This is a genomic window from Thermomonospora cellulosilytica (genome assembly GCF_014138835.1).
GTDB classification, from domain to species: Bacteria; Actinomycetota; Actinomycetes; order Streptosporangiales; family Streptosporangiaceae; genus Thermomonospora; species Thermomonospora amylolytica.
Genome location: NZ_JACJII010000001.1, coordinates 3,455,064 through 3,478,545 on the forward strand (window position 1 = coordinate 3,455,064; position 23,482 = coordinate 3,478,545).

18 protein-coding genes are annotated in these 23,482 nt (G+C 74.4%); 10 read left to right on the plus strand and 8 right to left on the minus strand.

Annotated features, from left to right (window positions below; genetic code table 11):
• Positions 1-3: 3 nt before the first annotated feature.
• Positions 4-1,107, minus strand: coding sequence for a DUF6745 domain-containing protein (locus HNR21_RS16375; RefSeq protein WP_233359141.1), 1,104 nt, complete (start codon positions 1,105-1,107; stop codon positions 4-6).
• Positions 1,108-1,362: 255 nt separating this feature from the next.
• Positions 1,363-1,689, minus strand: coding sequence for a DUF8820 family protein (locus HNR21_RS16380; protein ID WP_119727872.1), 327 nt, complete (start codon positions 1,687-1,689; stop codon positions 1,363-1,365).
• 248 nt (positions 1,690-1,937) lie between these two features.
• On the opposite strand from HNR21_RS16380, the gene HNR21_RS16385 reads away from it, so the two are divergent.
• Positions 1,938-2,909, plus strand: a complete 972-nt coding sequence (locus tag HNR21_RS16385; protein ID WP_233359008.1) for a Sco1979 family transcriptional regulator — start codon at positions 1,938-1,940, stop codon at positions 2,907-2,909.
• 58 nt (positions 2,910-2,967) lie between these two features.
• Here the strand turns inward: HNR21_RS16385 and HNR21_RS16390 are convergent, their stop codons facing one another.
• Complete coding sequence (locus HNR21_RS16390) at positions 2,968-3,798, minus strand: methyltransferase domain-containing protein (RefSeq protein WP_119727873.1); 831 nt, start codon at positions 3,796-3,798, stop codon at positions 2,968-2,970.
• A 110-nt stretch (positions 3,799-3,908) separates the two neighbouring features.
• On the opposite strand from HNR21_RS16390, the gene HNR21_RS35325 reads away from it, so the two are divergent.
• From HNR21_RS35325 to HNR21_RS16405, 3 genes are all read left to right on the plus strand, one after another.
• Positions 3,909-6,233 carry a RecQ family ATP-dependent DNA helicase gene (locus tag HNR21_RS35325; protein WP_182705888.1) on the plus strand — a complete coding sequence of 775 codons (2,325 nt, stop codon included), beginning with the start codon at positions 3,909-3,911 and terminating at the stop codon, positions 6,231-6,233.
• A gap of 359 nt (positions 6,234-6,592) precedes the next feature.
• Entirely contained in the window at positions 6,593-7,798 is a 1,206-nt protein-coding gene (locus tag HNR21_RS16400) for a poly(ethylene terephthalate) hydrolase family protein (RefSeq protein ID WP_182705889.1), read from the plus strand.
• Positions 7,799-8,315: 517 nt separating this feature from the next.
• Positions 8,316-8,726 carry an ester cyclase gene (locus HNR21_RS16405; RefSeq protein WP_182705890.1) on the plus strand — a complete coding sequence of 137 codons (411 nt, stop codon included), beginning with the start codon at positions 8,316-8,318 and terminating at the stop codon, positions 8,724-8,726.
• Positions 8,727-9,074: 348 nt separating this feature from the next.
• On the opposite strand, the gene HNR21_RS16410 is transcribed toward HNR21_RS16405, so the two are convergent.
• Positions 9,075-9,992 carry a carbohydrate kinase family protein gene (locus HNR21_RS16410; protein ID WP_182705891.1) on the minus strand — a complete coding sequence of 306 codons (918 nt, stop codon included), beginning with the start codon at positions 9,990-9,992 and terminating at the stop codon, positions 9,075-9,077.
• A 154-nt stretch (positions 9,993-10,146) separates the two neighbouring features.
• Here HNR21_RS16410 and HNR21_RS16415 point away from each other — a divergent pair, with 154 nt between their 5' ends.
• The 4 genes from HNR21_RS16415 (at position 10,147) to HNR21_RS16430 (ending at position 16,041) form a co-directional block, all read left to right on the plus strand.
• A complete protein-coding gene (locus HNR21_RS16415; protein ID WP_182705892.1) occupies positions 10,147-12,612 on the plus strand; it encodes a bifunctional acetate--CoA ligase family protein/GNAT family N-acetyltransferase in 2,466 nt (821 codons plus the stop codon).
• A 532-nt stretch (positions 12,613-13,144) separates the two neighbouring features.
• Complete coding sequence (locus HNR21_RS16420; protein ID WP_119731337.1) at positions 13,145-13,723, plus strand: DUF5998 family protein; 579 nt, start codon at positions 13,145-13,147, stop codon at positions 13,721-13,723.
• 266 nt (positions 13,724-13,989) lie between these two features.
• On the plus strand, positions 13,990-15,114 hold the full coding sequence (locus HNR21_RS16425; protein WP_182705893.1) for an alkaline phosphatase family protein: 1,125 nt from the start codon (positions 13,990-13,992) through the stop codon (positions 15,112-15,114).
• A 96-nt stretch (positions 15,115-15,210) separates the two neighbouring features.
• Positions 15,211-16,041, plus strand: a complete 831-nt coding sequence (locus HNR21_RS16430) for a sulfurtransferase (RefSeq protein ID WP_182705894.1) — start codon at positions 15,211-15,213, stop codon at positions 16,039-16,041.
• A gap of 81 nt (positions 16,042-16,122) precedes the next feature.
• Here the strand turns inward: HNR21_RS16430 and HNR21_RS16435 are convergent, their stop codons facing one another.
• The 4 genes from HNR21_RS16435 to HNR21_RS16450 form a co-directional block, all read right to left on the minus strand.
• Entirely contained in the window at positions 16,123-18,630 is a 2,508-nt protein-coding gene (locus tag HNR21_RS16435; protein ID WP_246442197.1) for a CHAT domain-containing protein, read from the minus strand.
• Positions 18,627-19,067 (minus strand): hypothetical protein, encoded by a 441-nt coding sequence (locus tag HNR21_RS16440; protein WP_182705895.1) that lies wholly within the window; start codon positions 19,065-19,067, stop codon positions 18,627-18,629. The genes HNR21_RS16435 and HNR21_RS16440 overlap by 4 nt, the downstream gene beginning before the upstream one ends.
• On the minus strand, positions 19,064-19,612 hold the full coding sequence (locus tag HNR21_RS16445; protein WP_182705896.1) for an RNA polymerase sigma factor: 549 nt from the start codon (positions 19,610-19,612) through the stop codon (positions 19,064-19,066). The genes HNR21_RS16440 and HNR21_RS16445 overlap by 4 nt, the downstream gene beginning before the upstream one ends.
• Before the next feature lie 156 nt (positions 19,613-19,768).
• The gene (locus tag HNR21_RS16450) at positions 19,769-20,929 is read right to left on the minus strand and encodes a S8 family peptidase (protein ID WP_246442200.1); all 1,161 of its coding nucleotides are present in this window, start codon (positions 20,927-20,929) and stop codon (positions 19,769-19,771) included.
• Positions 20,930-21,047: 118 nt separating this feature from the next.
• On the opposite strand from HNR21_RS16450, the gene lnt reads away from it, so the two are divergent.
• Both lnt and HNR21_RS16460 read left to right on the plus strand, forming a co-directional pair.
• Positions 21,048-22,556: an apolipoprotein N-acyltransferase gene (gene lnt / locus HNR21_RS16455; protein ID WP_182705897.1), complete on the plus strand. Its 1,509-nt coding sequence runs from the start codon at positions 21,048-21,050 to the stop codon at positions 22,554-22,556.
• A gap of 228 nt (positions 22,557-22,784) precedes the next feature.
• Positions 22,785-23,279, plus strand: a complete 495-nt coding sequence (locus HNR21_RS16460) for a DUF3145 domain-containing protein (protein WP_119731331.1) — start codon at positions 22,785-22,787, stop codon at positions 23,277-23,279.
• Positions 23,280-23,482 lie beyond the last annotated feature (203 nt).

Here is a 23,482-nt window from a genome sequence, read left to right on the forward strand (position 1 = left end):
GGGTCAGGTCTCCTTCTGGGGGCGGTACTCGTCCTCGGTGAGGCCGAACGTCCAGGCGACGCCCTCCCGGGCGGTGCGCGTGTGCGGGGGGACGCGCAGGTGGTAGGTGCGGTAGGTGCCGTCGGGCTCGGGGGTGGAGTTGACCACCTCGACCATGACCACCGGCTCGTCGTCCGGGAGGTCGATGCGCCACAGCACGCCGGTCTCGTCGCGGTGGACCGGCTTGGCGCCGATCTCGTTCAGGTACCGGTCGTAGCCGTAGTACTCGAGCATCACGCGGCGCAGTTCCGCGTTGTCCTCCGCGCGGATGTCGGCCGCCGTCAGGGTGCCGAGCGTGTCGATGAAGCCGGGAGGGATCGGCATCCCGCGCCAGGCGTGCAGCGCGAAGCCGTCCGGGAAGGCGAGCGCCGGCCCGTCGCCGCGGTGCAGCCTGCCGGGCTCGTCGCGGTGCAGCTCGGAGGGACGCTCACAGATGATCACGGCGTTCTCGTACGGCCACCACCATCCGGCGGCACGGGCGACCTCGGCCGGCCCGGCGAGCTCGCCGAGCCGCCCCAGCTCTTCGAACAGCCACAGCCAGGGAGCGTCGTGCTGGCCGAGCACCGCGTCCAGCGTGGCCCCGCGCAGCAGCCTCTCGGCCTGCGCACCGCGCTCCTCGCCCTGCGCGCCCGCCATCTCCCCGATGCCCTGCCGGATCCGCGTGACCAGCCCGTTCACCGCGTCCCAGGAGCTGCCGGTCGTGCGGGCCCAGACCCGCGCCCACTCCTGCGGCCCCAGCTCGGCGTGGGCGGCGGCCCGCACGGCCTCCCACGGCCGGGTCCGGACCTCGTCCCGCACGCTCCGCCCCGCGTCGACGTCGGCGACCAGGCTCGCGACCTCGGCCACGGCGTCGCCGAGCCCCGCGTCCCGCAACGCCTGCACGTCCTGCCCGTCGCCCCCGAGCAGCACGGCGGCGATCGCCCCGGCCGCGGGCGACGGCGCCCAGACGACCCGCTGCGGACCTCTCAGCCCCGCCGCCTCGTACGCGGCCCGGACGCCCGCCTCGGCCCGTTCCCGCTCCGCCGCCCCGGTGGCGAACGCCACCGCACGCCAGTCCTCGACCATCACCGTGCTCAACAGAACTCCTTCATTACGATCTCGACGATCCCGGCCGCCTCGGCGCCCGTGCCGCAGCCCGTACGCCTTCGCGATCGGGCAACGGAGTGCTCTCGCCACCGCCCGGCCTGACCCCGTACGGCCGGGCGGCGGCGGTTCGGCGGAGACGACGCGCATGCCCGTCTCGTCCGACCCGTGCGGCCGGGTGACGGCGTCCGCGAGCCGGCTCGCCCCCGCGAAGCCGGTGTGCGGACGCGGTGGCCGGGCTCAGTCGGCGACCGGCCGGACCGCGCCGGGGACGTACTCGCGTTGGCGGATCACGCGGTACCACCCGGAGGGCAGCGTGATCGGGGCGTGTTCCTCATGGACGAGCCGGCCGCCGGAGGGCAGGTGCAGATGGTCGGGCTCCATCGGGGACCTGCCGCGGAACAGCTCGCCGGGCGCGACGATGGCGTGTGCGTGCCCGGTCGCCTCCCCGAGGGCCAGCACGATGCGTGAGCGCCCGTCGCGCGGCGCCGGCGGCGACTCCTTGACCGCCGCAGGCACCTCGTCCTCGGGCACGGGAAGGATCAGCACATCTCCCTGTCGGTACATGCCGCGCACGCTATCGACCGCCACCGACAAAATCCGGCGGCCGTCACCGGGGCTCCCGGAGCCACCCAACGTGATCCACGTCACATCGTGGCGAGTGGGTGATCATGACTCGAAACGGGATCGCCCACAGGGGATGAACCGGAAAAGAAATATCGAGATGCATATGCATTGGCATATGACCTGATGTATCCGGCGCGAGTATCCGGATCCGCGGGATGGGAACGGCCGGCGCTGCCAGACTGAGAAGTATGCGGACGCGGAGATCGTTGTCGTTCGGCGGCGCCGGGGGAATGGAGCGCGCGGGGATCCGGGGCCGGGCGGACGAGCCGGAGACGCCCCTCGGCATCCCCGTCATGCCCCGCCGGGGAGGGCCGATCGTGCTGCGCATCATGGTGGGCGCACGGCTGCGCCGGCTGCGGGAACGGAGCGGCATCTCCGCCGAGGACGCGGGTTACGCGATCCGGGCCAGCCAGTCGAAGATCAGCCGGATGGAGTCCGGCCGCGTCAGCTTCAAGCCCCGCGACGTGGCGGATCTGCTCACCCTGTACGGCGTGCTGGACGAGGAGGAGCGCAACGCCGTCCTGGAGCTGGTGCGCCACGCGAACACACCGGCATGGTGGCACCGGTACGGCGACATCCTCCCCGGGTGGCGCGAGCCGTACCTGGCATTAGAGGAGTCGGCCTCGGTCATCCGCGCGTACGAGACCCAGGGCGTTCCCGACCTGCTGCAGACCGAGGACTATGCGCGGGCCGTCACCAGGCTCCGCCGTCCCAACGCCTCCGAGGACGAGGTCGACGGCCGGGTCGACATGCGGATGCGGCGCCGGAAACTGCTGGAGCAGCCCGATCCGCCCCACCTGTGGGCGGTGGTGGACGAGGCGGTGCTCCGCCGTACCGTCGGGGACGACGGGCTCATGCGCGCCCAGTTGGAGCATCTGCTGGACACGGCGCACAACGTGCCCCACGTGACGCTGCAGATCCTCCCCTCCACGTCATCACGAGGGGTTTTCGGCGGCATCCCGTTCCGCATCCTCAGGTTCCCCGACTTCGACCTGCCCGACGTGGTTTATCTGGAGCAGCTCACCGGCGCCCTGTACCTGGACAAGGGCGACGACGTCGAGGCGTACCTGACCCTGATGGACCGGCTGTGCGCCGCCGCGCTCACGGCCGAGGAGAGCGTGGCGATGCTGGGGGAGCTGTACGCGGGGCGCGGCGGCTGACATCCCCCGCCTGGGGCGTGGCGCCGTCGACCCTTGGCGGCGCGTGCGCGGACGGGGGTCAGCCAGGTTTGCGGCCCGCGGCGACCCACATGGTGAGAACGGCGAGGAGCTCCCCGCGGGCGTCGGCCTCGGCGACCGCGGTGAGCCAGCGGTCGTGGAGTTCGCCGCGGAGCATGCCCGCCTCGGGCGGGATGTCGGGGTTGAACAGGGGGACGATCGTCGCGGCGTCGGCGGCGCCCGTGAACGAGAAGGCGACGGGCTCGCAGGTCACCTCCGTCATGCCGGCGCGCAGCAGCCTGCGGCGCAGCGTGCGTCCCATCGACGCGTGACGCATCCGTTCGTCGGCCGCGAGGGCCGCCTTCACGTCGGCGACCAGGTCGTCGGGCAGCCCGTCCACCGCCACGGACTCCCAGTCGGTGTCCACCAGGCACAACCGCCCGCCCGGCCGGGCCACACGGGCCAGTTCGGCGACCGCCCGGTCGGGGTCGGAGACGTGCTGCAGGACGCGTTCGGTCCGTACGCCGTCGAAGGAGCCGTCGGGGAACGGCAGCGCGCCCACGTCGGCGACCGCGTACCGCACGGCACTGCCGTCGTGACGTTGTGCGGCGACCGCGATGGCCTCGGCCGACAGGTCCACGGCGGTGACCTCGCCGGCGGGCGCCACCATCCCGGCCAGCCGCCGCGCCTCCTCCCCGGCCCCGCACCCGACGTCCAGCAGCCGGTCTCCGGGACGGGGCGCCAGGTCCCGCCGCGCCACCTCGCGAACGCGCCGGATCCGGGGATCGGCCGCCATCTGGTCCAGTGCGCCGATCAGCTTGGCCCGTATCTCCGGCGGTATCCGGTCCACCTGCGCGAACGGCGATGCCGCGGGATCCTCCCGCTCGGTCATGAGGTCATTATCGGCGCGGCCGGGACGACGCGCCGGGCCGAGGACGAACGGTTGTCCACAGAATGCGCTTCAGGTACGAACGGTCGGCGCCGGCTGATAGTCAAGAACGCATGAGCGAGACACACGACGGGCTGCGTGACCGGGCCGAGGCGTGCCTGCGGGCGCTGGCGGGCGACCACGCCCGGCTGCGCGAGGACCAGTGGACCGCGATCCGCGCCCTGGTGGTGGAACGACGCCGGGCACTGGTCGTCCAGCGCACCGGCTGGGGCAAGTCCGCCGTCTACTTCGTCGCCACCCGGCTGCTGCGCGACCGGGGCGCCGGCCCCACCGTCATCGTCTCGCCGCTGCTGGCGCTGATGCGCAACCAGATCGACGCCGCCGAACGCGCCGGCATCCGCGCCCGCACCGTCAACTCCGCCAACATCGACCAGTGGAACGAGGTGTTCGCCGAGGTCGAGGCGGGCGCCGTCGACGTCCTGCTGGTCAGTCCCGAACGGCTGAACAACCCCGACTTCCGCGACAACGTGCTGCCCCGCCTCAGCGACGACGCCGGCCTGGTCGTGGTGGACGAGGCGCACTGCATCTCCGACTGGGGACACGACTTCCGCCCCGACTACCGCCGCCTGCGCACCCTGCTGGCCCGGCTCCCCGACGACGTCCCCGTCCTGGCCACCACGGCGACCGCCAACGCCCGCGTCACCCGCGACGTGGCCGAACAACTCGGCCACACCGCCACCGCCGAAACCTCCCAGGGAAAGCCCTCCCCCGGCAGCTCTCCAGCAGGTGAACCGGAGCGGAGCGCCAGCGGAGCTCCGGTTCACCTGAGCGGTCCGGGCACCGCAGCCGGCGCCGCTGGAGCGAGCCCCCAGGCGAGCGGAAGCGGCGGCGGCGAGGATGCCCGGATCCGCGTGCGGGGGGCGTGGGGGGTCGTCCCCCCACACGGGACGCGCAAGGACGTTCTGGTGCTGCGGGGTTCGCTGGAGCGGGAGTCGCTGCGGCTGGCGGTCGTACGGGCGGGCGGGGCCGAGCAGCGGCTGGCGTGGCTGGCTGAGCACCTGGACGAGCTGCCGGGGTCGGGGATCGTCTACACGCTGACCGTGGCCGCGGCCCAGGAGATCGCCGCGTTCCTGGCCGAACGCGGGCACCAGGTGGCGGCGTACTCCGGGCAGACCGATCCGGACGAACGCCTGCAGGCCGAGCAGGACCTGCTGGACAACAAGCTCAAGGCGCTGGTGGCCACCAGCGCGCTGGGCATGGGCTTCGACAAACCGGACCTGGGGTTCATCGTGCACATGGGCGCGCCGCAGTCGCCGGTGGCCTACTACCAGCAGATCGGGCGGGCCGGGCGCGGAGTGGAGCGCGCCGAGGTCATCCTGCTGCCCGGCGCCGAGGACCGGGAGATCTGGGCGTACTTCGCCGGCCTGGCCTTCCCGCCCGAGCCGGTGGTGCGCGCGACCCTGGACGCGCTGGCCGCCGCGGGCCGCCCGCTGTCCACGAGCGCGCTGGAGCCGCTGGTCGACCTGAGCCGCAGCCGGCTGGAGATGATGCTCAAGGTCCTGGACGTGGACGGCGCGGTCCGCCGCGTCAAGGGAGGCTGGACCGCCACCGGCCTTCCCTGGTCCTACGACCGCGAACGCTACGAGCGGGTGGCCGCCGAACGCCGCCGTGAGCAGCAGGCGATGCTGGACTACATCGCCACCACCGGCTGTCGCGAGGAGTTCCTGCGCCGGCGGCTGGACGATCCCGCCGCCCGCCCGTGCGGCCGCTGCGACAACTGCACCGGCCGCCACTGGCCCACCGAGGTCGCCGGCGCCGCCGCCCGGCAGGCCCGGCAGCGCCTGCGCCGCCCGGGCGTCGACGTCGCCCCGCGCCGCATGTGGCCCACCGGGGTCAAGGACGACCTCGGCGTCTCCGGCCGCATCCCGCCGGCCGAGCTCGCCGAGCCCGGCCGGGCCCTGGGCCGGCTGACCGACATCGGCTGGGGCGACCGCCTGCGCGCCCTCTTCGCCGAGAACGCCCCCGACACCGAGGTCCCCGACGACGTCTTCGAGGCCGTCGTGAAGGTCCTGTCCGCCTGGGAATGGCGGGAACGCCCGGCCGCGGTCGTCACGATCGCCTCCCGTTCCCGTCCCCGCCTGGTCACCAGCCTCGGCCACCGCATAGCCCAGGTGGGACGCCTGCCGTACCTGGGCGAGATCGCCGCGATCGCACCTCCCGCCCCGCGCCGCCACAACAGCGCCCAGCGCCTGCGCACCGTCTGGAACTCCCTGGCCCCCACCCCGTCCCTGACCGCCGCCGTCCCCTCCACCCCGGGCCCCGTCCTCCTGGTGGACGACCGCATCGAAACAGGCTGGACCATGACCGTCGCAGCCCGTCACCTGCGGCTCCTGGGCGCCCCCGCCGTCCTGCCCCTGGCCCTGGCCGTCCCCAACTGACAACTCCCCATGCCCCACCAACCGGCCACGACCGCGCAGACCACCGCGGTCGGCGCCGCCGTCGACCGGTGGGGGCATCGCGACGGGCGCGTGGATCCGGCACCCGCGCCAGGGTCGTGACGGCCCCACCGCCAGGTCCGGTGGGGGCAGTCCGGCCGGTGTCCACACCGGTGATTTCCCTGATTCCCGCTTCCGGGATTCCGGCTTGAATCGGCATGGGCCGATTCTGAAAACGATCTTCGGGAGCAGGCACAACTGGCGCAACCGGCACAACGGCGCGTCGACGCAGCCGATCGGCGTGGCCAGAAGGGATCTGGGACATGTCTCGTATCAGCGGGCGCCTGCGAAAATTCGGCGCAGTGGCCATCAGCGTCATGGCCGTGGGCGCCACCGGCGCCATCATGAACCCCGCCTCCGCCGCCACGGTCTACAGCGAGGACTTCTCCAACGGGCTCGGCACTTTCACCGCCTCCGGTTCCGTCACGACCGGCACGTACGGCGCCCGGTTGAGCGGGTCGCTGTTCTCCGACCCGTCCATGACGTCCGCGTCCATCGACCTGGCCGGGTACAGCGGCGTGACGGTCTCGTACACCCGGGCGGCGTCCGGCCTGGACCTCGGCGAGACCTTCACCGTGGCCTACTCGGTCGACGGCGGCTCGTTCACCACGCTGGAATCGGCGCGCACCGCCACGGGCGCGGCGTCGTTCCGCCTGCCGGCCTCGGTCGACGGCCGCGACCTGCGGCTGCGCTTCTCGCTGGACGCCAGCAGCGCCCTGGAGACGCTGACCGTCGACGACGTGCGCGTCGAGGCCACGGGCGGCCAGGACCCCGACCCCCCGACCGGGTCGCTGCCCCCGGTGGACGACGTCACCAGGCCCGGGCCGTACGCGGTGACCATCGACAGGACCGCCGGCCCCGGCAACGACGGGTGGCTGGTGTATCCGACGAACGCCGGCCAGAACGGTGTGGACCACCCGCTCTTCGTCTGGGGCCCGGGCGCCGGGTCCGACCCCGCCGACTACGAGGACATGCTGCGCCAGTGGGCCTCGCACGGGTTCGTCGTCTACAGCGAGGTCTCCTCCAGCAGCGGTGACTACATGGTCGACGCGCTCGACTGGCTGGAGGACCAGAACGCCAGCCCGAGCAGCCCGCTGTACCAGGACCTCGACATCTCCGAGGTGGCCTTCGGCGGCCATTCCCGCGGGTCGATCGGAACGTTCGACGTGGCCGACGAGCCGCGGCTGGAGACCACCATCCACGTGGCCGGCGGCTCCTTCGACGGCAACGGCCCCGACAATCTTCGCAACCCGGCCCTCTACATCGGCGGTGACGACGACTTCGCCACCTCGAACGTGGAGCGCGACTACACCAACACCCGCGTGCCGGTGTGGTTCAACATCCTCAACAACACCGACCACATCATGGCCACCCGCAACGGCCAGCACATCATCACCGCCTGGCTGCGGTGGCACCTGGCCGACGAGGAGTTCCGCCGCACGGAGGACTTCCTGAGCCGCACCTGCACCTTCTGCAACCTGGGCGTCGTTCGGTACAAGAACTGGTGACCCAGCGGTGACCGGCAGGCGCCGCCCCGTCGTCATACCGGCGGGGCGGCGTCGGCTTTGCCGGGTCCCCGCGCCCCCAGCGACCTCGGGTTCGCTGGGGACTTCTCTGCGCTCGCCGTCCGTCCGGGATCCTCTTCGCCTCTGTGGCGTCGGATTCGCCTTGGACGCCTCCTGGCCCTGCCGCCCGCCCGGGCATCTCCATCGCAGAGCAAGAGCATCGGTGCGGACCGGATTCCAGTGGTGGTCACCGTGTGCGTTCCGGCCTCCACCCTGCCATTCCGGCCTCTTGCCCGATCGGTCGCCTGGCGTGATTTGTCACCGCTGGTGAACGTCGTGATCAGTGTGGGCGTTGGTCGTTCTCCGGTGGGCGTGCTCCGTTAGTGGAATTGCTTCGTCGAAGCCCTGGGAGTGCGCCTTTTCGAGAGGGCATAGGATTGGATCGGAGGTACAGGGAGAGGTTATGAAATCTCGGTTCAGGGGATCGTTTGCAAGGATCGGGAGCGGGGATCGACCGGGCATGAGCGAGCTTGCGGATGCCTACAGGCGGTGGCTGGGCGAGGTCTGGCGGGGAGATCTCGAGGCGCTGCGGGAATTGTGCACGCCGGACTTCGTGGGGCACTGGCCCGACCGGGACGTGCGGGGGGTCGAGGCGGTCGCCGAGCGGATCGGGCAGACGTTCCAGTTGTTCGAGGACGTGACGACCGAGATGAAGGCGGGACCCGTCGTCGACGGGACGCTGGTCGCCGCGCATTGGACGTTCACCGGGACCTACCGCGGAGGGATTCCGGGGGCGACCGCCGCCCCGGGGACGCGGGTGTCGTTCACCGGAATGGACATGGTCCGAGCGGAGGGTGGGCTCTTCGCCGAGTACTGGGTGGTGTCCGACGTGTTCGGGCTGATGACACGTCTCGGAGCGATCCCGGGCTGATCGGCCCGCCTTCCGCGCCGACCGGGCTTTGGGAAGACGCATGGACGTCCGTGCCCACCCGAGAAAAGGCCCGCGGCGGATCCGCCCGTCGTTCGCCGGTTCGGCGCGCGTCCGAGACCTCCTGACGCCCGGGAACCGTGACGGCCGAGCGCGCCTCGGATGACGCTGCGTGAATCAGGCCATTGAGCCCGGTGCGCGGATCGTGCTTCTGGTGTGTCGGCCGTGCACTCCGTGCGCCTGGCCTACCGGTCGTCTACCCGGTCATCGCAATCCGGTGTGCCGGTCGGCATTGCCGCGGGCACGCCACAAGGGCCGGCGGGGGTGGGCCGGCCGACGGGGGCGGACGGGTCAGCGGATCTCGTTGTCGACGATGTCGAGGCGGGGGCGGGCACCGATGTGGGACATGGCGCGGGCGGCCAGGCGGTTGCCGGCGGCCAGGGCCTCGGCGGCGGGCTTGCCGTCCAGCCAGGGCGGGAGGAAACCGGCGATGAAGGCGTCGCCGGCGCCGGTGCCGTCGACGATCTTCTCCAGTGGCTCGGCGGGGGCCACGATCGGCTCGGCGCGGGTGTTGTTGAAGTACAGCGCGCCCTCGGCGCCCATCTTGATGACCACCTGCGGATACCAGGCGGTGAGCACCTTGGCGGCGGCCTGCGCCTCGTCCCGGCCGGTCAGCACCTCGGCCTCGGCGGTGTTGACGATCAGCAGCCGGGCGCCCTGGGTCCACTCCAGGAACGGCTCGGCGCCGACCCGCTTGAGCGGGGAGGAGGACCCGGCGTCCACCGAGATCGACATGCCGGCGCCACGGGCCAGCTTGAGGGCGTGCCGGCCGGCCTTCCGGGAGCCCTCGTTCAGCAGCGAGTAGCCCGACAGGTGCAGGTGGGCGCCCTGGGTGAACAGGTCCTGCGGGATGTCCTCGGGCAGCAGCGCGGCGTTGGCGCCCGGGTCGGACAGCATCGTGCGGTCGCCCTTGTGGGTGACCAGCACCACGCAACTGCCGGTGGGGCGGTCCGGATCCATCACCAGGCGGGCGTCCACGCCCATGCCCATGAGCTCCATGTCCCGGTTGCGGCCCGCGATGTCCGAACCGCGGCGCCCCACGAAGGCGGTCTCCGTGCCCTCGACGGCGAGCCATGACGCGACGTTGGCCGCCGAGCCGCCGCCGTGCATGGTCACCGCGGCCGGGGTGTCACTGCCCTTGGCCAGCGGATAGGCGGCTCGTGCAACGGTATCGGTCATGAGATCGCCGACCACGACCACGCGTGCCATGAGTCATCACCTCGATCAACACCACCAGCGCCCCGGCAGCAGCATTATCCGGCGCGTGTGCTCGACCGTAACAGCTCCCGGGGTGTCAGGAGGTCTCGAACGCGCACCGAAACGGCGAACGACGGGCGATCCGCCGCGGACTACTCTCGGGTAGGTGAGCGACGCGTACCCGGACCACTGGGAAGCCGACGTCGTGCTCGCCGACGGCGGGACGGCGCACATCAGGCCCATCCGCGGGAGTGACGCCGACCTGCTGCGGGCCTTCTACGCACGGCTGTCCCCCGAGTCGATCTACTACCGGTTCTTCTCGCCGCGCCCCCGGCTGAGCGACCGGGAGGTCGAGCACTTCACCAACGTCGACCACGACGACCGGGTGGCGCTGATCGTCACGATCGGCGACGCCATGGTGGCGGTGGTCCGGTACGACAAGATCGCCGACGAGCCCGGCACCGCCGAGGTGGCGTTCCTGGTGGAGGACGCCCACCAGGGCCGCGGGCTGGGCTCGGTGCTGCTGGAGCACGTCGCGGCGGCCGCCCGGGAACGCAAGGTGCGCCGGTTCGTCGCGCACGTGCTGCCGGACAACCGGCGGATGACCAAGGTGTTCCGGGACGCCGGCTACCGGGCCAGGCAGCGCTTCGAGGACGGCATCATCCAGCTCGTGCTGGACCTGGAGCCCACCGAGACCTCCCTGGAGGTGATGGCCGCGCGCGAGCACCGGGCCGAGTCCCGTTCCATCCAGCGGCTGCTGTTCCCCCGTTCGGTGGCGGTGGTCGGGGCCAGCCGGGAGGCGCACAGCGTCGGGCAGACGGTGCTGCGCAACCTGCTGACCGGCGACTTCACCGGCCCCGTCTACCCGGTGCACCCGACCGCGAACGCCGTCGCCGGGGTCCGCGCGTACACGACGGTGCTGGACGTCCCCGACGAGGTGGACCTGGCGGTGGTGGCGGTCCGCGCCGAGGCCGTGCACGAGGTGGTGGAGCAGTGCGCGGGCAAGGGCGTGCACGGGCTCGTGGTGGTGTCGTCCGGCTTCGGGGAGACCGGCGCCGAGGGGCGCGCCCGCCAGCAGGAGCTCGTGCGCCTGGCCCGCGCCCACGGGATGCGCGTCGTCGGCCCCAACTGCCTGGGCATCGCCAACACCGACCCGTCCGTCCGGCTGAACGCCACCCTCGCGCCGACCATGCCGGGGCGCGGGCCGCTGGGCTTCTTCTCCCAGTCGGGCGCGCTGGGCATCGCGATCCTGCAGTCGGCGGCCGAACGCGGGCTGGGCCTGTCCACGTTCGTGTCCGCGGGCAACCGGGCCGACGTGTCCGGCAACGACCTCATGCAGTACTGGGAGGAGGACCCGGCGACCGGCGGGATCCTGCTCTACCTGGAGTCGATCGGCAACCCCCGCAAGTTCACCCGGCTGGCGCGGCGGATCTGCCGGGCCAAGCCGATCGTCGCGGTCAAGTCCGGCCGCAGCACCCAGGGCGTTCCGCTGGGGCACGCCGCACGGGCGCTCAGCCTGCCCGACCACGCGGTCAGCGCGCTGTTCGCGCAGGCCGGCGTGATCCGGGTGGACGACCTGGACGAGCTGTTCGACGTCGCCCAGCTGCTGGCCTACCAGCCGCTGCCGGCGGGGGACCGGCTGGCGATCATCGACAACTCCGACTCGCTGGGGCTGCTCGCGCAGGACGCCGCCGTGGCGCTCGGCCTGGCCCCGCGCGACCCGGTCGACCTGGGGCCCCGCGCCCGCGCCGCCGACTATGAGAAGGCGCTGTCGGACGCCCTGGCCGATGACTCGGTCGACGCGGTGTTCGCCCTGTTTGCGCCGCCCACCATCGGAGAGATCGACCCGGACGTGCCGGCGGTGATCTCCCGGCTGGCCCGGCAGTCCGGCAAGCCGGTCCTGGCGACCTACCTGGGCGCCAAGGGCATGCCCACCGAACTGCGGGTTCCCGCCCCCGACGGCATGCCCGCCGCCGGGTCCGTGCCGTCCTACCCCGCCCCCGAGGACGCCGTCCGCGCGCTGGCGTACGTCACCCGGTACGCCCTGTGGCGGCAGCGCCCCCAGGGCCGCCTCCCCGAGGTCGAGGGCGTGGACCGCGACCGCGCCCGCACGCTGGTCGAACGCCTCCTCGACGACGCCGAGGGCCCGATCACCGCGACCGCGGACCAGGCCGCCGACCTGCTGGCCTGCTACGGCATCACGGTCGGCGGCGCCGACGGCAGGGGCGTGGCCACCCGCATCGTCACGATGGAGGACCCGTCGTTCGGCGCGGTGGTGTCGTTCGGCCTGTCGGACGTGACCGCCGCGCTGCTGGACGACCGCGCCTACCGGCTGGCCCCCCTCACCGACGTGGAGGCCGCCGACCTGGTACGCGCCATCCGCACCGCCCCCCTGCTGTTCGGCCACCACGGCACCGAGCCGGTGGACGTCGCCGCCCTGGAACACCTCCTGCTGCGCGTCTCCCGCCTGGCCGACGACCTGCCCGAGGTCTCCCGCCTGGAACTCGACCACATCCACGCCGACCGCACCGGCGCCACCGTGGGCACCGTCTCCCTGCGCCTGGCCCGCCCGGTCGGCCCCCGCCCCGAACTGGGCCCCCGCCGCCTCCCCACCCCGCCCACGACCCGCTGACGCTGGTGGTGCGCGGGAACGCCTCCGGCGACCCGGCCGCACCCACTGCCCGCCCCGCGGTCCCTTGACGGCATCCGCCGGCCGTCGGCCCGTGCGGACCGGCGGATGCCGGTCCGCACGGCGACCGGTGTGCTTGCAGGCGATTTCGCTTCGGTGGCCGCGATGCTTTGGGCGGCTCTCGTCCGCGCTGGTCACGCGGACGAGAGCGGGGTGTCACCCGGGTGGGGGCGGCGGGCGGTCGGGAGGCGGGGGCGGGGGCTCCGGAGGGATGGGCGGGATGGGGTCCGGTGAAGGCTCGGGAGGAGGGCCGGGCGGGCCTGGAGGCGGCTGTGGCGGAGGGACCGGTGGCTCCGGCTGGGGGATGGGCGGACGAGGGCCCGGGGGCTCGGGCGGCGGTGGCGGCGGTACGGGGGGCGGGTTCGGCATCGGGTCGGTGGCGTTCATGGTGTGGTCGTACCCGCCGGGAACGGGATGACCGCGATACCGGGCGCGGCGTGTGCGTGGGCTTCGGGAACAGGGCAGGATGGACCCCATGAGGGACACCCGAGCGACGGCTCACGGGTTGCGCACCGCCATCGAGCGCAGCGGCTACTATCCGGCACTCGTTGCGGATGCGGTGGAATCGGCACTGGGCAACGAGCCGGTGCTGGCCTACGTGGTGCATCACGAGGCCACGTTCGACCCGGCCATGGAGGTGCGGCGGCATGTGACCGTGCTGGTCCTGTCGCCGACCCGGCTGCTGGTGTGCCACACCGACGAGCACCCGCCCGGCGAGGGAGTGCCGCAGGCGCACGCGTCCACCACCACCGAGGCGGTCCGGCTGGACCGGATCCAGTCGGTCGCGGTGACGCGGGTGGTGCCCGACCCCGCCTCGTACGTGCCGGGGGTGCCGCCCTCCGAGGTGGTGCTGACCATCGGATGGGGGGCCATCGCCCACATCGACCTGGAGCCCGCCACCTGCGGGGACGAGTCCTGCGAGGCCGACCACGGCTACACCGGCAACGTGACCGCCGACGACATGTCGCTGCGGGTGAGCGAGGCCGCCGACGGCGCCGACGCGGTCGTCCAGGTGCTCGCCTTCGCGCAGGCCCTGTCCGAGGCCACCGGCTGACCTCACCGCCCTGACCGGCGGCGGGCGAAGGCGGCCGTGGTCTCCCTGGCCAGGGGCGACGTTCCGGTGACGGGGTGCCGCACACGGGCCGGGCGAGGGCACGGATCGGCGGCCCGCCCGTGCGGCTGCGACGTTCCGGCGGTGGAGACCGCGCGTCGGCCGAGGCCGCCGGGGCGGTCATGGAACGGCCGCCGGAAAGAGAAGGCCGGTTCGCGGCCGTCCGGAGGTACCGTGGTGCCGGTTGCGCCTGGCGAACGGGAGGTCACATGGGGTTCGACCTGGATGGTGCGGAAGTACCGCGGTACGGGGCCGGCGCGCTGGCCGACCTGACGCCCTCGGTGCTGGCGGCGCTCGGCGTTCCGGACGGCCGCAACGTGCTGGACCTTCCGCAGGCCCGCCGGGTGTGCGTGCTGCTCATCGACGGGCTCGGCTGGGAACAGCTGCACGAGCACGCCGAGTACGCCCCGTTCCTCAGCTCCCTGCCCGGCCGGAAGCTGACCGCCGGGTTCCCGGCGACCACCGTCACCAGCCTGGCCTCCCTCGGCACGGGACTGCCGCCGGGCGGGCACGGGCTGGTGCACATCCGGGTGGCGGTCCCCGAGACCGGGAAACTGATCAACTGCCTGAAGTGGGACGACTCGGTGGACCCGGCGTCGTTCCAGGCCGCGCCCACCGCCTACGAGCAGGCCGCGGCGGCGGGGGTGCACGTGGCGTACGTGGCCTCCGGCGCGTACCGGGGCAGCGGGTTCACCACGGCGACCGCGCGCGGCGCCGAGTACGCGCCCGCCGACAGCCTGGGGCAGCTCATCGCGCAGGCCGAGCAGGAGCTCCGCAAGGGCGACCGGTCGTTCGTGACCGTCTACCACCCCGACCTGGACGCGACCGGCCACCGGCACGGCGTCGGCTCGCCCGCCTGGCGGTACCAGCTCGCCTTCGTCGACCAGCTCGCCGAACGCGTCGCGGGGATCCTCCCGCCCGGCACCGCCCTCTACATCACCGCCGACCACGGCATGACCAACCCCTCCGACCGCGTGGACGCCGACGAGGTGAAGGCGCTGCAGGAGGGCGTCGCGCATCTCGGCGGGGACGCCCGGTCGCGGTACGTCTACGCGGTGCCGGGGGCCGAGGCCGACGTGCTGGCGGCCTGGCGCGAGACGCTGGGCGACCGCGCCTGGGTGTGCACCCGGGACGAGGCGGTGGCCGCCGGCTGGTTCGGAACGGTGTCGCCGGAGCTGCTGCCGCGCATCGGCGACGTGGTGGCCGTCGCGCACGGCGACCTGGCGATCGTGGCGTCCGAACGGGAGCCGCTGGTGACCCAGATGGTCGGCATGCACGGCTCCCTGGTCTCCGCCGAGATGCTCATCCCGCTGCTCACCGACCACCGCGCCTGACCTGTCCCGCCGAGGGACGACCTCCAACCCCCGGGGATCCAGGTCGGACGATCCTCGCTTCGCCGCGGTCGTCCGACCTGGCTACGCTCGGCCGGTATGACGACGCTCATCGAGGTCGACGAACTGGCCGCGCTGCTGGAGACGCCCGAGCCGCCCGTGCTGCTGGACGTCCGATGGCGGCTGGCCGGTCCGCCCGGGATCGAGGACTACCGCAAGGGGCACCTGCCGGGCGCGGTCTTCGTGGACCTCGACCGCGACCTGGCCGCCCCGCCCGGCCCGGCGGGCCGTCACCCGCTGCCCGACGCGGAGGCGTTCCAGCGGGCGATGCGCGCCGCCGGGGTGTCGGCGGGCAGGCCGGTCGTGGTCTACGACGACGCCGACTCCACCGCCGCCGCACGGGCCTGGTGGGTGCTGCGGTACTTCGGTCACGAGCAGGTACGGGTCCTGAACGGCGGCTACCGCGCCTGGACCGAGGCGGGCCGCCCCGTCACCGACCGGACGCCGACCCCCGAGCCGGGAGACTTCACCGCACGCCCGGGTGGGCTGCCCATGCTCGACGCCCGGGGCGCCGCCGCCGTCGCCGAGCGCGGCGTGCTGCTGGACGCCCGGGCCGCCGAACGCTACCGGGGCGAGGTCGAGCCCATCGACCCGGTCGCCGGCCACATCCCCGGCGCGGTCTCCGCCCCGACCACGGCCAACGTCGGCCCTGACGGCCGTTTCCTGGCGCCCGAAGAGCTGCGGGAACGCTTCACCCGCCTGGGCGTCGCGCCGGCCGCCGAGGTCGGCGCGTACTGCGGCTCCGGGGTGACCGCCGCCCACGAGGTGCTGGCGCTGGAACTCGCCGGGTTCCCCGCCGCCCTGTACGTCGGCTCCTGGTCCAACTGGGTGTCCGACCCGGCCAACCCCGTGGCGACCGGCGAGAACTGACCGTTCTCGCTCACAACAGGAACCCCGGCACGTCCGGAGAAGCAGGCTTGCCCGGACGGTCGGTCTGGTGGGGGTCGGGGGTCAGCCTGCTCCGAAGCACAGGAAGCCGAGGGTTCCGGCGGAGCGGGGGAGACGAGCCATCGCCTGTGCGGGGGTCAGACCGGCGCGGAGCCCCGCGTGGAGTCCCGTCATGAACACACGGGCGCCGTCGTCCCGCACCGGGGTGACGCTCGCGATCACCGTGGCGGTGCCCAGTCCCAGCAGCACCCCGACCATGCCGAGCGTTCCGTCGCCGCCGCCGGTCCGTCCGGTGTCGCAGGCCGACAGCACCACCGTGTGCGGGGGCGCCGACAGCTCCTCCAGGTCGTGGGCCAGCAGCGGGCCGTCGGCCAGCCGCAGGTGCGAGAACAGCGCGTTGTCCTCCCGGAACTCGCCGTGGGCCGCCACATGGGCCAGCGACGCGCCCTCCAGCGCGTGCCGGACCGCGTTCGCCCCGGCCCCGGACCCGCGCAGCACGAGCGCTTCCGGGTACACGTCCGCCAGCCCGGAGATCTCCGCCTGGGCGTGCGGCAGCCCGGGACCGGCGGCCAGCACCACATGACCGTCCGGGGGCGCGGCGGTGGCGGCGCGGACCCACGCCGTCGCCGAGGGGACGACCGTGAACGCCCGCCCCGCGAGCCCCGGCAGGACCGCCCACGGCAGGCCGTGCAACGCCCCCGTCGGAGCGATGACCAGCTCCCGCCCCTCGACGGTCCGCCACAACCCCGCGGGCAGCCAGGCCGCCGTCCGGCCGGCGGCGTCCCGCAGGTCGGCGTCGTCCTCGCCGAGCCGGGCCAGCCGCCGCACCGCGTACCGCACCAGCGCCGCGTCCCGCACCACCGCCCGGTACGGGCCGAGCGCCCAGCGGCGGCACCGCCCGCCCGCGACGGTGACCGCGTGCAGCTCGTCGCCGACCCGGATCAGCTCGATCAGCGCCCGCGACCCCAGGGCCTCGATCACGTCCGCCGCGCCGGCGGCCCGCGCCGGCGCCCCACCGGACGGCGAACGCCGGACCAGCGCGCTCACCTGCGCCTCCAGCCGGGCGAGCCGCCGCCCGAGACGGACGGTGTCCTCGCCCCGCGCGGTCGCGGCGGCGTGCTCGGCCGCGGCCGTCCGCAGCCGGGTCAGCGCCGCGGCCCGTTCCGGGTCCGCCGGAGGCCGGACGGCCGTGACCCTGCGGGCGATGGCGCGGCGGCGCTCCTCGGCCGCCAGCAGCGCCCGCCCCGTGCGGGCCAGCCGCAGCCCCAGCTCCGCCAGGTCCGCCGACATGTCCGCGGCCCGGGCGCGCAGCTCGCCCGCACCGAACACCGCCGCGTGCTCGTCGGCGACCCGCAGCCCCGCCCGTACCGCGGCCAGCGCGCCCCGGCGGTCGCCCACCGCCGACCGGTGCAGGGCGATCACATGCCAGGCGGCCACCCGCACGGCGGCCGACCCGTGCCGGGGCGGCGGCGGCTCCCCGGCGGAGCGGCCCAGGTGCAGCGCCAGGCGGGCGGCGAGGATGCGGGTGTCGGCGGCGGGTTCGGCCCATCCGCCGCGGCGCAGGCGTTCGGCGGTGGCCACGGCGGTGTGCCAGAACACCGCGGAACGGTCCCCGGCCGCCCAGCGGGCGCGCAGCAGCAGGTGCTCGGCGACCAGCATCCACCCGGTCCGCTCCTGGGCGGCGAACGCGGCCCGGGCCCGTTCGGCGGTCGCGGTGGCGCGCTCGGGGTTGCCGTCCGCCAGCTCGGCATGGGCCAGCAGCAGCAGGCCGTCGGCCACGTCGCAGCCGTAACCGCGGGCGGCGGCCTCGTCCAGCGCGGCGGCCAGCAGCGGGCGGGCCTCGCCGGGGAGCCCGGCGGCGATCAGCGTTTCGGCCTGGTCCAGCCGGCACTGCACCAGCCGTTCGCCGGTCAGTTCCGGCTCGGCCGCCGCGTACAGGCGCAGCGCCCGCGGCAGGTCGCCGCGCCGCGACACCGCGAACGCCAGGTTGCCGCGCGCCATCGCGGCCGGGGCGCGCAGCCCGGCCCGGTCGGCGACGGCCACCGCCTCCGCCAGCGACGCCTCCGCCTCGGCGAGCGCGCCGCGCAGCGCCTGCGCCAGCCCCAGATTGATCAGCAGCCCGGCCAGCGTGGCCGGGTCGCCGCCGCGCCGCAGCCTCGGCAGCGCCCCGGCGACGGCGGCCAGCGCGTCGTCCGGCCGGCCCGCCCGGGCCAGCGCGCAGGCCCGGTTGGCGGCCAGCCGGTCGGCATCGCCGTCCCGCAGCACCCCGGCCGCGGCGTCGGCCGCCGCCAGCGCCCCGGTCAGGTCGCCGCGCGCGGCCAGCAGGCCCACCAGGTTCATCCGCACCTGCGCCGCCGCGTACGCCAGCCCGGCGGTCTCGGCCGCGGCCAGCGCCTCGGTGAGGAACTCCAGCCCCTCGTCCAGCCGCCCCAGCTCCTTGGCGGCCAGCGCGGCGGCCCGCAGCGCGACGATCCGCGCCTCGACGTCGCGGGCGGCCCGCAGCCCGGCGAGCGCGGCGGCGTGCGCGCGGCGCGGATCGGAGCAGGCCAGGTCCAGCGGCGTCGCGGTCAAAGCCGGACCCAGCCGGTGACCACCGACGTCCCGTCCGGCAGCCGGAACAGCAGGCTGACCAGTCCCGGCGGCACCCCGTCCACCACGAACCGCCCGCCCGGCCCCGCCTGCCCGGCGATCTCCCCGTCGGTGTGCCGGACCCGCACCTGCGCGGCCGTCCGCGGCAGCAGCCGCCCGGCGATCTCGTACACCTGCCCGGTCGGGGTGAGCTCGACCTCCACCGTCCGGCCCCCGCCGTCGAACGTCAGCAGCCGCGGCGCCGGGCCGCGCAGCGCCGGGGCGGGCCGCAGGTCGTCGTCGGAGACCAGCCGTGCCCGCACGGCCCCGGGGACCCGGCGGCCCAACGCCGTGCGGGCGGCGGCCGACACCGCGTCCGGCACGGGCTCGGCGGCCCGGAACGCGGCGCTCACCAGCTCGAGCAGTTCGGCGTCGGTCACGCGGGTCCCTCCAGTCGTTTGCGGAGCGAGGCCAGGCAGCGGGCGCGGGTCGGCCCGACGCTGCCCACGGGGATGTCCAGCGCCGCCGCGACCTCCGCATACGTGGGGGAGGCAGCGAACAGCCGCAGCATCTGCCGGCACAGGTCGGGCAGCATGCCGATGGCGTCGACGACGGCGGTCAGGCGTTCCCGGTCGTCGACCACCCGGTCGGGGGACGGCGGACCGGGCAGCCGTTCCGGCACCAGGTCATCGGGCGGGCAGGGACTTCGCCAGGAGGCGCGCAGCACCCGTCCGGCCTCCCGTCGCGCGGTCACCGCCAGCCAGGCGCCGACCCGGCCCGGCTGCCGCAGCGCGTCGATGTGCTCGACCAGCCGCAGCCACGTCAGCTGCACGACGTCGGCGGCGTCGGCCCGGTCCAGCCCGTACGCCCGCCCGATCGCCCACAGCATCTCGGTGTACCGCTCCGTCAGCGCGGCCCATGCCTGCTCGTCGCCGTCGCGTGCCCGGACCACCAGCTCGCCGGGCGGAGCCGTCCTCATCCCCATCGGGACACCCACCGAAGCCTTCGCCTCCCGCAGGGTCCCCCGCTGACCGGAACGTTAGAGCGCGGATGCCGGGGTGAATGCGCACAGTTACCTCTTCGCTACGGGGTTGATGCCGAGTTCTGATGTGTGATCTTGGGCGCTTCGGGGTAACCGGCGTCAGACCACGACGCCGAGGTCCGGCAGGGTCCGCGCCTTGACCGGATCGAGGACGCGGTCGGCGGCGGCGACCGCGTCCAGGTCCTCGGCCGCCGCCAGCCCGGCGATCATCCCGGCCACCGCCGGGGCGGCGAACGACGTGCCGCTCCAGGTCGCGTACCCGGTGAACGCCCCGGCCTCCAGCCCCCGCATCGGCGGCCGTTCCCGGGAGAGGTCCAGATAGCAGCTCGCCACGTCCACGCCCGGCGCGCAGGCGTCCACCCACCAGCCGTAGTTGGAGAACCAGGCCCGGTCCTCCCCGTCCAGCGCGGCCACCGCGATCACCGGCTTGAGCGCGGCGGGCCAGAACGGCCGGTCCCCGGCGGCGTTGCCCGCGGCGGCCACCACCACGGTGCCGCGCCCCAGCGAGGCGATCACCCGGGCCAGCACCGGCGAGGGCCGGTCGTCGAACGTGTGGCAGCCCAGCGACAGGTTGACCACGTCGGCCCGCCCCCAGGCGGCCACCCACTGCAGCGCCCGCACCACGTCCAGCTCGTCGCCCACGCCGTCGCCGCCGATCACCCGGCGGGCGCGGATCCGGGCGGACGGCGCGTGCCGCAGCACCACGCCCGCGATGAACGTGCCGTGCCCGGCCTGCGCGTCCAGCTCGAAGTCCAGGTCGGCGTCGAGGACCTCGGCGACCTCGGCGCGCTGCTCGGCGTACCAGTCGGCGTGCTCGTACCAGGGGTGCGGGGACATGCCGGTGTCCAGGACGGCGACGGTGACGTCCCGGCGCGGCGGCACCGCGGCCGACGGGGCGGGCACCGGGTCGCAGGGCCGGGGCCGGTCGGCGGGCCCCGACCACCACATCGGCTGCCCGTACATCAGGTGGTTGGGCGCCACCGCCAGCTTGCGGTGCCGGCCGTCCCCGCCGAGTCGGCTGGCCAGCTCGCACACGTCCACCCGCGCCCGGGGCCGCAGCCGCATCAGGCACACCCCGCCCTCGTCCTGGCTGGAGTCGTACCAGCGGCGGATGCGGTCCTCGACGACGGCGGCGTCGTCGGCCGCCACCAGGATCTGGTCCCGGCGGACCACGGTCGGCCGCCCGGCCAGCGGCTCCACGACGGCGGCGTCGCCGTGCCGGGCCAGCATCCGCTCCAGCCGTGCCTCCTGATCGAACATGGTCTCGATCTCACTTTCAGTAGTTGTTTGATTACTCATAGTGGTGGAGCGTGCCCGGTCAGGCCAGGAATTCACCTGGTGCGGCGACAACCCGCCCAGGCGGGGGTTAACTGAGGTCATGACCGGCTCCCAGGGCAGGCGGGAGGTCTACGCACGGCGGGCGGCCGCGTTCGTCGCCGGAGGGCTGCCGCTGCTGGCCTTCCCCCGCCCCGGGCTCGGCTGGCTGGCCTGGGCGCTCCTGGTCCCCGGACTGCTGGTCCTGCGCGCCGCGGGCGGCGGGCGGGAGGCCGCGGTGCGGGGCTGGTGGTTCGGAGCCGGCTACCTGATCGCGGCGCTGTACTGGACGGTCCCCAACATCGGGCCGGGGCTGCTGCTGGTCGCGGTCGTGTTCGGGATCCCGTGGGCGCTGTGGGGATGGACCGCGCACGCGCTGCTGCCCGCCCGTCCCGTGGCCGCCCTGCTCGTGCTGCCCTCGATCTGGGTGCTCATCGAGTACGCCCGTTCCTGGCACATGCTGGGCGGGCCGTGGGGGCTGCTGGGGGCGAGCCAGTGGCGGCATCCGGTGATGCTGTCCCTGGCGGCGGTCGGCGGCGTCTGGCTGATCGGGTTCGCGATCGTGGCGGTCAACACCGCCCTGGCCATCGCGCTCACCGCCGGGAACCTGCGATGGCGTGCGCTGGCCGCGGCCGGGGCGCTCCTCCTCGCCGGGCCGGTCGCGTACGCCGTCCTGGACCGGCCGCGCACCGAGCGGATCCTCGTCGTGGCGCTGGTCCAGCCCGGCGTGGTCCACGACCCCGTGACCCGCTTCGCGGCGGGGGAGCGGATCACCGCCGGGCTCCCCCGGGCCGACCTGGTGGTGTGGGGGGAGAGCAGCGTCGGGTTCGACCTGGCCCGCCGCCCCGACCTGATGCGGCGGCTCACCGCGCTGGCGGACGGCCGGGAGCTGATGGTGAACGAGGACGCCCGCGACGCCCGCGGACGCATCTCCAAGAGCACCATCATCCTCGGGCCGGACGGGCGGCGCGGGCGGTACGTCAAGACCCGGCTGGTGCCGTTCGGCGAGTACATCCCGTTCCGCCCGGCGCTGGGCTGGCTGGCCGGGGTCAGCGAGGCCGCCGCCGAGGACCGGGTGCCCGGCACCGGGGCCGGGACGCTGGCCGGGGGCGGTGCGATGCTCGGGCCGATGGTGTGCTTCGAGTCGGCGTTCCCCGACCTGGGGCGCGCGCTGGCCCGCGAGGGGGCGCAGGCGCTGGTGCTCCAGTCCTCCACGTCCACGTTCCAGGAGAGCTGGGCCCCGCCGCAGCACGCGAGCCTGGCGGCGGTCCGCGCCGCCGAGACCGGGCGGCCGGTGGTGCAGGCGGCGCTCACCGGGGTGTCGGCCGCCTTCGACGCCCGGGGCCGCCGGCTCGCCTGGCTGGACACCGACCGGCGCGGCGCCGTCACGGTCGCCCTGCGGCTGCCGCCCGCGACCGCCCGCACCCCGTTCACCAGGTACGGCGACTATGTGATCTTCATTGCGTTCGCGGTGACGGCCGGGCATCTGGCCGGCGCCGCCGTGCGGGGCCGCCGAAGCGCCCGGCCCGGTCGGGACTCACGCCCCTTAACGACCGGGACGCCCGCGGCCTAGCGTCTTTCCCGCGACGGTGACCGGACACCGCCCGCCGCCGGATGACAGGGGATCACCGGCGGCGGGCGGGACCGCGGTGCGGCGGGGGCCGGCGGGAGTCAGGCCAAAGAAATGGATGTGCGCTGGTGTGACTCGTGCCGATGATGCACAATGTTGCACGCGGGCGCCGTCCTGGGATCTCTGAGGCCGTAGGGGAAGACGAGCCTCGGTACGCATCCAGGAGGTCCGGTGACCGCACGTGGCGTTTTCTACGTCCACTCCGCGCCACCTGCGCTGTGCCCGCACGTCGAGTGGGCGGTCGCAGGTGTACTCGGCGTGCCCACGTCCCTGACGTGGGCCGATCAGCCCGCTGCTCCCGGGAGCATGCGTGCCGAACTGCACTGGGAGGGACGCCCGGGCACCGCGGCCGGCATCACGTCCGCGCTGCGGAACTGGAAGCTGCTGCGCTTCGAGGCCACCGAGGACGCCACTCCCGGCTGCGACGGCGTGCGCTTCAGCGTCACCCCGTCCCTCGGCGTCTTCTCCGGCGTCATCGGCGCCAACGGCGACGTCATGATCCCCGAGGACCGGCTGCGCGCCGCCCTGGCCAACGTCGCCGCCGGCAAGTCCACCCTCGAACAGGAGATGGACCGCCTCCTCGGCACGCCCTGGGACAACGAGCTGGAGCCGTTCCGCCGCGCCGGCGACGGCGCCCCCGTCCGCTGGCTCCACGCCGCCGTCTGACCCCGGAGGCACCCGCCCTGGAGCGCTCTCATCATCGGAGCCCCGGGGGCGTTCCGTCGTGCGGCCGGCTTCCGTACGCCCACCCACCCGAGGAACGCACCCGCGCCCAGAACACCCGACCAACAGGCCCGCGCAGAACCCCGGTCCCGTAGATCGCATGGAGCAGCGGCACCGCCGGAACGGCCGCCCGCAAGCCTCGGCAC

Excerpts from the sequence above, each read along its gene's own strand:
- lnt (WP_182705897.1), top strand. The coding sequence starts at position 21,048 with ATGACCGGCTCCCAGGGCAGGCGGGAGGTCTACGCACGGCGGGCGGCC.
- HNR21_RS16385 (WP_233359008.1), top strand. The coding sequence starts at position 1,938 with ATGCGGACGCGGAGATCGTTGTCGTTCGGCGGCGCCGGGGGAATGGAG.
- HNR21_RS16420 (WP_119731337.1), top strand. The coding sequence starts at position 13,145 with ATGAGGGACACCCGAGCGACGGCTCACGGGTTGCGCACCGCCATCGAG.
- HNR21_RS16430 (WP_182705894.1), top strand. The coding sequence starts at position 15,211 with ATGACGACGCTCATCGAGGTCGACGAACTGGCCGCGCTGCTGGAGACG.
- HNR21_RS16410 (WP_182705891.1), bottom strand. The coding sequence starts at position 9,992 with ATGGCACGCGTGGTCGTGGTCGGCGATCTCATGACCGATACCGTTGCA.
- HNR21_RS16445 (WP_182705896.1), bottom strand. The coding sequence starts at position 19,612 with ATGGGGATGAGGACGGCTCCGCCCGGCGAGCTGGTGGTCCGGGCACGC.
- HNR21_RS16425 (WP_182705893.1), top strand. The coding sequence starts at position 13,990 with ATGGGGTTCGACCTGGATGGTGCGGAAGTACCGCGGTACGGGGCCGGC.
- HNR21_RS35325 (WP_182705888.1), top strand. The coding sequence starts at position 3,909 with ATGAGCGAGACACACGACGGGCTGCGTGACCGGGCCGAGGCGTGCCTG.
- HNR21_RS16390 (WP_119727873.1), bottom strand. The coding sequence starts at position 3,798 with ATGACCGAGCGGGAGGATCCCGCGGCATCGCCGTTCGCGCAGGTGGAC.
- HNR21_RS16450 (WP_246442200.1), bottom strand. The coding sequence starts at position 20,929 with ATGTTCGATCAGGAGGCACGGCTGGAGCGGATGCTGGCCCGGCACGGC.
- HNR21_RS16405 (WP_182705890.1), top strand. The coding sequence starts at position 8,316 with ATGAGCGAGCTTGCGGATGCCTACAGGCGGTGGCTGGGCGAGGTCTGG.
- HNR21_RS16380 (WP_119727872.1), bottom strand. The coding sequence starts at position 1,689 with ATGTACCGACAGGGAGATGTGCTGATCCTTCCCGTGCCCGAGGACGAG.